At 36.8% G+C, this 8,613-nt stretch carries 9 protein-coding genes; 3 read left to right on the top strand and 6 right to left on the bottom strand.

Going from position 1 to position 8,613, the window contains the following annotated elements; genetic code table 11:
• Positions 1-143: 143 nt before the first annotated feature.
• Both kdpB and kdpA read right to left on the bottom strand, forming a co-directional pair.
• The gene (kdpB, locus tag DNK84_RS12170; RefSeq protein ID WP_119344762.1) at positions 144-2,189 is read right to left on the bottom strand and encodes a potassium-transporting ATPase subunit KdpB; all 2,046 of its coding nucleotides are present in this window, start codon (positions 2,187-2,189) and stop codon (positions 144-146) included.
• A 9-nt stretch (positions 2,190-2,198) separates the two neighbouring features.
• Positions 2,199-3,923: a potassium-transporting ATPase subunit KdpA gene (kdpA, locus tag DNK84_RS12165; RefSeq protein WP_119344761.1), complete on the bottom strand. Its 1,725-nt coding sequence runs from the start codon at positions 3,921-3,923 to the stop codon at positions 2,199-2,201.
• Positions 3,924-4,150: 227 nt separating this feature from the next.
• On the opposite strand from kdpA, the gene DNK84_RS12160 reads away from it, so the two are divergent.
• A complete protein-coding gene (locus DNK84_RS12160) occupies positions 4,151-4,741 on the top strand; it encodes a metallophosphoesterase family protein (protein ID WP_162902440.1) in 591 nt (196 codons plus the stop codon).
• Here DNK84_RS12160 and DNK84_RS12155 read toward each other — a convergent pair.
• Positions 4,727-5,302 (bottom strand): helix-turn-helix transcriptional regulator, encoded by a 576-nt coding sequence (locus DNK84_RS12155; protein WP_162902439.1) that lies wholly within the window; start codon positions 5,300-5,302, stop codon positions 4,727-4,729. The two genes, DNK84_RS12160 and DNK84_RS12155, sit on opposite strands and share 15 nt — an antisense overlap.
• A 421-nt stretch (positions 5,303-5,723) precedes the next feature.
• Entirely contained in the window at positions 5,724-6,164 is a 441-nt protein-coding gene (locus tag DNK84_RS12150) for a hypothetical protein (protein WP_119344758.1), read from the bottom strand.
• A gap of 215 nt (positions 6,165-6,379) precedes the next feature.
• Between DNK84_RS12150 and DNK84_RS14455 the strand changes: the two genes are divergently transcribed.
• Positions 6,380-6,538 (top strand): hypothetical protein, encoded by a 159-nt coding sequence (locus DNK84_RS14455; RefSeq protein ID WP_162902438.1) that lies wholly within the window; start codon positions 6,380-6,382, stop codon positions 6,536-6,538.
• Entirely contained in the window at positions 6,528-6,860 is a 333-nt protein-coding gene (locus DNK84_RS12145; RefSeq protein ID WP_119344757.1) for a nucleoside triphosphate pyrophosphohydrolase family protein, read from the top strand. The genes DNK84_RS14455 and DNK84_RS12145 overlap by 11 nt, the downstream gene beginning before the upstream one ends.
• Here the strand turns inward: DNK84_RS12145 and DNK84_RS12140 are convergent.
• Complete coding sequence (locus DNK84_RS12140) at positions 6,838-7,569, bottom strand: hypothetical protein (RefSeq protein ID WP_119344756.1); 732 nt, start codon at positions 7,567-7,569, stop codon at positions 6,838-6,840. The two genes, DNK84_RS12145 and DNK84_RS12140, sit on opposite strands and share 23 nt — an antisense overlap.
• Before the next feature lie 359 nt (positions 7,570-7,928).
• Entirely contained in the window at positions 7,929-8,528 is a 600-nt protein-coding gene (locus DNK84_RS12135) for an ABC transporter ATP-binding protein (protein ID WP_119344755.1), read from the bottom strand.
• Positions 8,529-8,613 lie beyond the last annotated feature (85 nt).

The raw sequence follows: 8,613 nt of genomic DNA, 5'->3' as shown, positions 1-8,613 counted from the left end.
CCTGAGCAAAAATATCTTTCTTCAAACCTGTGGATAACTTTGAAAAGTGTCAAAGTCGGGGGGTATGCCAAACCTAATAGAATCGTGAAAAAAATTGTTGCAACCACGGCCTGGTATGTATTTTTTAAAAACATGCTCTCTCCTTACACAAGATGCATCGCTGTGATAATCATATCGATTAATTTAATGCCTATAAATGGGACTAAAATGCCGCCAAAACCATATATTAAAAGATTGCGCTTAAGTAGTGTCTGCGCGGATACCGCAATATTTTTAACACCCAATAATGCCATAGGAATCAAAAATATAATAATAATTGCATTAAAAATCACCGCCGATAAAATGGCACTTAAAGGTGAATGAAGCCCCATGATGTTTAATGCGTTAAGCGCAGGGAAACTTGTAACAAACAGTGCTGGAATAATTGCAAAGTACTTTGCAATATCATTTGTGATACTAAATGTTGTTAAAGCACCCCGTGTTATTAGAATTTGTTTTCCAATTTTAATAATCTCAATAAGCTTTTTAGGGTCAGAGTCAAGATCCACCATATTACCTGCCTCTCTTGCTGCTGAAGTCCCACTTGCCATGGCAACACCAACATCAGCCTGTGCTAAAGCAGGTGCATCATTTGTCCCATCACCACACATGGCAACGGTTTTGCCTTCTTTTTGTACCTGATGAATATAATCCAATTTATCCTTTGGTGAGGCTTGGGCAATAAAATCATCGATACCTGCCTCTGCAGCAATTGCAGCAGCTGTCAAAGGGTTATCTCCTGTGATCATCACGGTTTTCACCCCCATATTCCTTAGCTGACTAAACTGTTCTTTTATACCTGGCTTAATGATATCTTTAAGATGAATTACTCCTAAAAGTTGACCATTTTGACACACAGCCAATGGTGTGCCCCCTTGCTCGGAAATTCGCTCCGTTATCAATTTAAAGGTTCTATCTACATCAAAAGGCAATTGCACAGACAAATGTGTTTCAATTGCACTGATAGCGCCTTTTTTAATCGTAACGCCCTGGTATTCAATACCACTTATCCGCGTATAAGCTGAAAAAGGAATTAACGAAGCCTCGTGCAGATTGATTTCATTTGCATCAAATCCAAACTGCTGTTCAGCAAGATTGACGATTGATTTTCCCTCGGGGGTTTCATCAGCAAGCGATGACAACCATGCGGCATAGGCTAAATCTTTATTTGAAGCACCTTCAATATGGAGAAATGCGCTGGCATAACGACTACCCAAGGTAATAGTCCCTGTTTTATCCAAAAGCAGTACATCAATATTCCCAGACGCCTCAACAGCTCGTCCAGACAATGCAACGATATTTGCCTTTAATAAGCGATCCATACCTGATATTCCAATGGCAGATAAAAGACCTGCAATTGTCGTTGGAATCAAGGTAACAAAAAGGGCAATCAAGATGACGACCGATAAAATAACGTGATGAAATAGCGCCATTCCATAAAGCGCACAAACCGCTACAATAAATATTAAGGTTAGGCCTGATAATAAAATGGTTAATGCAATTTCATTCGGGGTTTTCAAGCGTTTGGCATTTTCAACCAGATTAATCATCTTATCTAAAAAAATCTCCCCTGGTTTTGATGTCACCTTCACTTTAATTTCATCTGAAATAACTTTTGTGCCAGCTGTTACAGCTGAACTATCAGCGCCTGATTCTCTAATCACAGGTTGCGATTCACCTGTAATTGCAGATTCATCAATCGTTGCCATGCCTTCTATAACATCGCCATCAGCAGGAATAAAATCACCACTTTGTACCAACACGATATCACCAAGTCTTAACTGCTCTGCAGCAACCTTCTCAAATACACTTGATTGGGGTTCTAAAAGCCGTTTGGCAAACAATTGGGACTTCGTTGCCTTTAAGCTTTCAGCTTGTGCTTTTCCTTTACCTTCAGCAAGACTTTCGGCAAAATTGGCAAACAAAATCGTAAACCATAACCAGATCACAATTTGTAACGTAAATCCAATGGCTTGGCCAGTAAATAAATCCATTAACAGGTAAAGTGTGCACAGCAGAGTAACAACCTCTACACAAAACATAACAGGGTTGCCTAACATACACTTTGGATGACATTTAATAAATGCCTGCTTTATTGCTGGGAAGATTAACTGCTTTGAAAAAACAGAGACTGAATTTTGTTTTGACATAAAAGACTCCTAAAAAACCTGACTAATTGTCAAATGATCTAAAACTGGTCCAAGCGATAACGCTGGGAAAATCGTTAACCCACCAATAATTAAAATCGTGAACAATAGCAATACACCAAACAAGAAGCTGGTCGTTGATAAACCGGTATAGGTACTGTCTCCTGACACTTGATTTTTTATAACCAATTTGCCAGCTAAAACCACAACCGCACCAAGGGTAACAAATCGTCCTAGAAGCATTGCAATACCTGTTGTGATATTTAAAAATGGGGTGTTGGCATTTAAACCTGCAAAAGCACTGCCATTATTATTTGCTGCAGAAGTGTAGGCATACAAAATCTCGCTAAACCCATGTGCGCCACTGTTACTTAAGCTTTCGTATATACCAGGCAAAGTACAAGCAATGCCAGTAAAAATTAATACGCAAAACGGTGAAATCAATAAGGCTACCATAACCCACTTCATCTCAGCTCCTTGAATACGTTTCCCAAGAAAACTTGGAATGCGGCCAATCATAAGTGAAGCAATAAATACCGCCAAAATCATAAACATTAAAAATCCATAAAGACCGGCACCGACACCACCAATAATGACCTCACCTAATGCCATATTCAAAAGCGCAATACCACCACCAATAGGTGTATAGCTATCAACAACGCTATTAATACCACCATCTGAAGCCGTAGTTGAAACTGTATTGTACAATGTAGAATGGCAAATACCAAAACGCATTTCTTTACCTTCCATGTTGGATAGATGATGCGTTTGACCATAGATATCAGACAAATCAGGATACATGTGCGGCTTTATTGTATAAAGCTCAGCAGTTGTCATCACACTCAATGAAATTAAAAACAAAACACCCATCACAATCAAAATAAACCAGCCTTGACGGGTATTTTTCACCCATTTTCCAAAGGTGTAAGTTAATGCTGCAGCAATAGCAAAAATAGACATTGCCTGAATAAAATTGGTGATAATGCTTGGGTTTTCATAAGGATGAGCGGAGTTTGCGTTAAAAAATCCACCACCATTGGTACCTAATGACTTAATCGCCTCTTGTGAGGCAATCGGACCTTGCGGAATAATTTGCTCGCCCCCTGCCAACGTATGCGCATGAACATAAGCCATTAAGTTTTGTGGCACACCTTGAAAAATATAGATTAACGTAATTACAATACAAAGTGGCAATAAAAGCCAAAAAACTGCCCTACCTAAATCATGCCAGAAGTTACCAATCGTTTTTTCTTCAAAGCGTGCAATACCACGGATCAATGCAATACAAACTGAAATACCAACAGCAGCTGACACAAAATTTTGCACAGATAACCCCACCATTTGCGCGAAATAGCTAACCGAGGTTTCTCCAGAATAACTTTGCCAGTTGGTGTTTGTTACAAAGCTTATTGCAGTATTAAATGCCTGATCCCAACTCATACTACCAATATTGGCAGGATTAAATGGCAAATAGGCTTGCAACCTTAAAATAGCAAATAAAAACAAGAAACACATCAGAGAAAACAATAGCACACTGATCAAATAAGCCATGGCTGTTTGTTCTTTTTTAAGATTGATGCCAAGCACTTTTTTATATAGATTTTCCAGTGGTTGTGCAAACCAATCCAAGCATGTCTTATTGCCCTGGTAAACATTAAAAATATAATTACCAAGCGGTTTGGTTAATAGTATAATAACGGCAACAAAGCCAATAAATAGTAAATAATTTTGATACATAAAGCACCTCTAAAATTTTTCTGGCATGGCCATTACAGCGGCCATATAAATGGCTAATGCCACCATAATCAAACCTGAAAAAATCGTCATGTAAACCCCTTATTTGTGTTTGTTATGATTTGGGCTATTGTATCGGCAGCAATGATAAAAATTCGATATGACTTTTTACAAAAGAAATAAAAAAAGTATAAAATAATGGTTAAGCGTCAATCAAAACGGGAAAAATATTGAGCACCTTCTATACTTCTGATACACATTTTGGTCATACGCGCATTATTGAGCTGTGTAATCGGCCTTTTAGCGATGTTGATACCATGAATAATACATTGATTGAAAACTGGAACCATATGGTTAAGCCTAATGATACCGTATTTCATTTAGGTGATGTTGCTTTGGGCACAATTGCCGACACATTACCACTAATCAAACAGCTTAATGGCTATAAAATATTACTTCCAGGAAATCATGATCGTATTTCAATGCATTTTAAGCAAACTCACCGTGAGCGCTTTATGCCTGAATATAAGAAATATTTTGATGAAATCTGGGATGAAAACGGGGTTGTTCGACAGATTCAGTTAGATAATGGTCATTATATTGATGTGCTACTGTGTCATTATCCTTATTCAGGGGATTCTTATGATCCAACTCGTTTTATCGACTCCCGACCCAAAGACAAAGGACTACCACTTATTCATGGACATGTACACAACCAATGGACAGTACATAATCGGCAGTTTAATGTTGGTGTAGATGTCCATGAGTTTATGCCCGTGAATGAAAGTGATATTATTCAGTGGCTATCAACACTTGGCTAAAAGGTCACTTTGCCATTGTCTGACCCAATCATATGGATGGTGCGTTTGTAAAAAATGCAGCACCTGCGTGTGATAATACATCTGTAAGAAGCTATCTAACGTTTGTCTTCCTGGAATGTCTAAAATATAACGAATATTATCAATTGCCTTTTCAACTGTGCGTGGGGAACGCCCAAGTAAATCAGCAATATCAGCTGCTGTTAGCCCAAGGCAAAGCGGCTTTATATAGTCAACACATCGGCTTGTCAGATGGTAATGCTGTTGTAGCTTTTGAAATGGATCGAAATTTGTCCTTACCTCTGAATAACAATTATTTTGCTGGAAATAAAGCGCATCTTTATTAATGATACGCTTCATTTTATACCGCCTTTCCCGAAATTGCTTATAAAAAAAAAGTGTCACATCAAATAACTGAGAAAAGAGCATTGGATAATCTAATTCTTCATCATTTAGCCCAACAAGGAAACAATGACTGTCTTTACACACACCCAGATCATACTCTAATACAATGATGTTTTTCGCCCCATATTTACTGATCATTGATTGGTAAATTTTTTTCATCTCACAGGTATACCCTGTCATACGATTATAAATAGGCTGAGTAATGCATGGGGTTGCTACTAAATCCTGACGCCATAATTGATGCTCAGAATAATACTTAATCAACATAGGCTTAGTACTGATACTGGAAAAAGAAAAATCTTTCCACAAGCGTACAAAAGTGTAATTTTTTACCTGAAAATCCTCTGAAATCAACTGTATAAGATCATTAACCGGCTGTGTATAAGTAATGCAATTTTCGCAGATCCTTACAAATTCAGCACTCTTAAAAAAGTACTCAAGCATTTTTGTGGATAGAATCAAATCTGTATTCGTATATTAATGAATCTTGTACATAGCAGTATAGCTTACTTACATGCCCGTGCACAGTATTTCTGTATCACATGGAAAACGCCAGCTTAATAATTTGAACCTGGCGTAGCTAGTGTAGCGTCCGGTTTTCTTTATACATCATATCATATGAAAAGCTATTATGTTTTCCCAACTCCTCATCAATAAATTCACACCAGTTTAATAAATCATCGATCTCCCCTTGGACAGCAACAAAGGATTCATATTGCTCCAGGAAATGATTTAGTGCATGCTCAATATCACATTGATGCTCTTTACTATATAAATATAACTGATATATAAGCTCCATTTTTTTATAAAATTCATCAAGTGTCAACGCGGTAAATGCCTGATGCTGCTGCCCTTCATAACTAATGTTAACACCATAAAGTACGACTTCGTTATCTTGATTGACATAGCATTGTACCTGAGAGTTGTAATTGAAATGTGCCAAAGCAAATTCAAAATATTGGCAGCAACTATCAAAAATTACCCGTTCTTTTTTATTGAAGACTTGACTTGCTGAGGCCATGGCATCCTCCTTGCTGTGAGTGAATGATCTACTATATTAAGTATAGCAGCGAACAAGCTTATACAAGCAATTTTTCTGATTTCTTTTTTGAGATGCTTAATTTCTCACAGAAGAATTCCTAGCCGCTAGACCAGAGAAAAATGAAAATGCTATTTGACAGTTCTTATTTTTGATGCAAAATAACGACTTAAGGCATAATCGCTGTAGAGACTAAAATGAACAAACACAAAATAACTGCATGGACTGATGTGATTATAGCTGCCATTTTCTTTTTCTATTGGTTTATCCAGTTATCTTTAAGTAATATGCTAATTAAAGAACCAAACAACTATCACCATCCTCATAAAATTACTGGAGAAAAATATGCAACTTAATTTAAAGGAGCTGATGGAATATCAAAATGAGTTCGATAAGGACAATACAGAAATTACATCAGGATTTAAAATGGTTCGACATACGACTTTACACCTAGCCAAATTGCTTGGAAAAATCTCAGAATATTGTGAGACAAGAGAGCATACTGACAAATTAAAATATAGTGACCCAGCCAAAGTTAAAGATGAAGTTATTCCTGACCTATTAGTATATGCATTGCAGCTTTCAAGAGAATTTGACGTTGATTTGACAGAGGCCTACCTAAAAAGGCTAAAAGTGAATCAAGGCAAAGTTAATTTTAAATCGACTGGTTCTTTTTGATTGCATAAATATCACCATGGTATGTGATATGTGATCTTTGATCTAAAAAGCCAATTTGTATCATCTTACTTAAAGCACTCAGAACGATTTTCTTAAAATTCCCTTTATCTTTATAGCCAGTTTTTGATCTATACAAAAGTTCTTGAATATTCATTACCGGTATGTGATCGAATGTAGACCAATAGCTATGGAGCCATCGACAAAATCCTCTTGGAAGGCTTTGTCGCTGCGCATAATTATATTGATAATTAGGAGTCTCATTAAAAAAATCAATCCATTTCTCATCCAATTTCGCGATAAATTTTCTCCTATCATTATCATAATCAAAGAATTTCAGCGATTTTCCTTCAAAGCTTTTCCCATTAAAATCTATACAGTAAACCGTATTATAATTTTTTATTAAACTTTTAAAAACCATATCTCTATCGTTCTTGCCATAATTTTTTCTGCGCATTTCTCGAAAAAAATCAGAAAGCGAGAACTCAAAAACATTTTGCTCTACTGAATACTTTAAAGCCATTTTTTTGAAAACTATCGTACATTCACGATCAAATTGGGTCAAATATGCCCCAGAATATGACAGGTGAAAAGCGTCAAACTCTGAAGAGGCTACCAAATTATTAACTTTTCTGCCATACAAGCTTTTAGAAATACCAAATAACGTACTTCTGAGGAAAAAAATCGAACTGCTATCTATCTGGTCCCACATATACAAACTTAAGGCACATAATTATTAGGATTATCGTACTAAATCAAGGAGAGAAGCACAAGTTTAGCTTTTCTAACTTAAATTTATGGCTTTATATGTTAATCTACTTCATAAATTGGTAACAAAATTATAATACACCTTAAGATTTTCACAGTGGGGGCTGAAGTACAGTATCAGTATCATGGCGATATGATACTGATACTGTTTTAAAAAATTTGCGGGAGCGCAAGGGATGCATCCAGTGCTACTTTTGACTTAAGCAGCACTGGCTCTGCATAAAAAATGGGAACATTTAAACACCTTGTAATATATAGCCTCTTCAAAAGTTAAAATAACATACAGCTTAAACTTCAAGAAAGCTATACCACACTTACTACCTTTTTCGCTGATATTTGCTGGTTAAGTGAATACATTTTATCGCTTAAAAGGTCAATCACTTGCATTATTTCTGGTGAGCGCAGGTTTCTAGGATGTGCAAAATCTACTTTATGTTCATAGTGAACACGCCCTGGATGGCTGTCAAAGATAACCACTCGATCTGCTAACAATATGGCCTCTTCAACACTATGGGTCACCAACACCATCGACTTTGTACTTATTTGTTTATTTAACCACAGCTGCAAAATATCTTCTCTTAAATGCTTTGCTGTTGCAATATCAAGTGATGAAAAAGGTTCATCAAAAAACAAAATCTCCGGCTCGATCATAAGTGCTCTGGCAAAGCCCACACGCTGCTTCATCCCGCCTGATAACTCATTAACATAAGCATGCTCAAAGCCCTCAAGTCCCATCTTCTTAATTAAACTTGATGCTTTTTGTTGGCTATGTTTTCGTGAAACCCCTTGTGCATCACTGCCAAATAAAACATTCTCCTTAACATTAAGCCAAGGCAGAAGTGCGAAATTTTGAAATACCATGCCCATATCATCTAAAGGCTCCCGACTTTGACACTTTTGAATGTGAAAGCCTTATTTTATAAGGATTCCTTCAAAACCCAGGGCACTACATTGAGTTATCCACAATAACAAAAGGTGTGCTTGCTAA

The organism is Facilibium subflavum (assembly GCF_003574485.1).
Taxonomy (GTDB): domain Bacteria; phylum Pseudomonadota; class Gammaproteobacteria; order Francisellales; family Francisellaceae; genus Facilibium; species Facilibium subflavum.
This window is presented reverse-complemented; position numbering and strand designations above follow the sequence as displayed.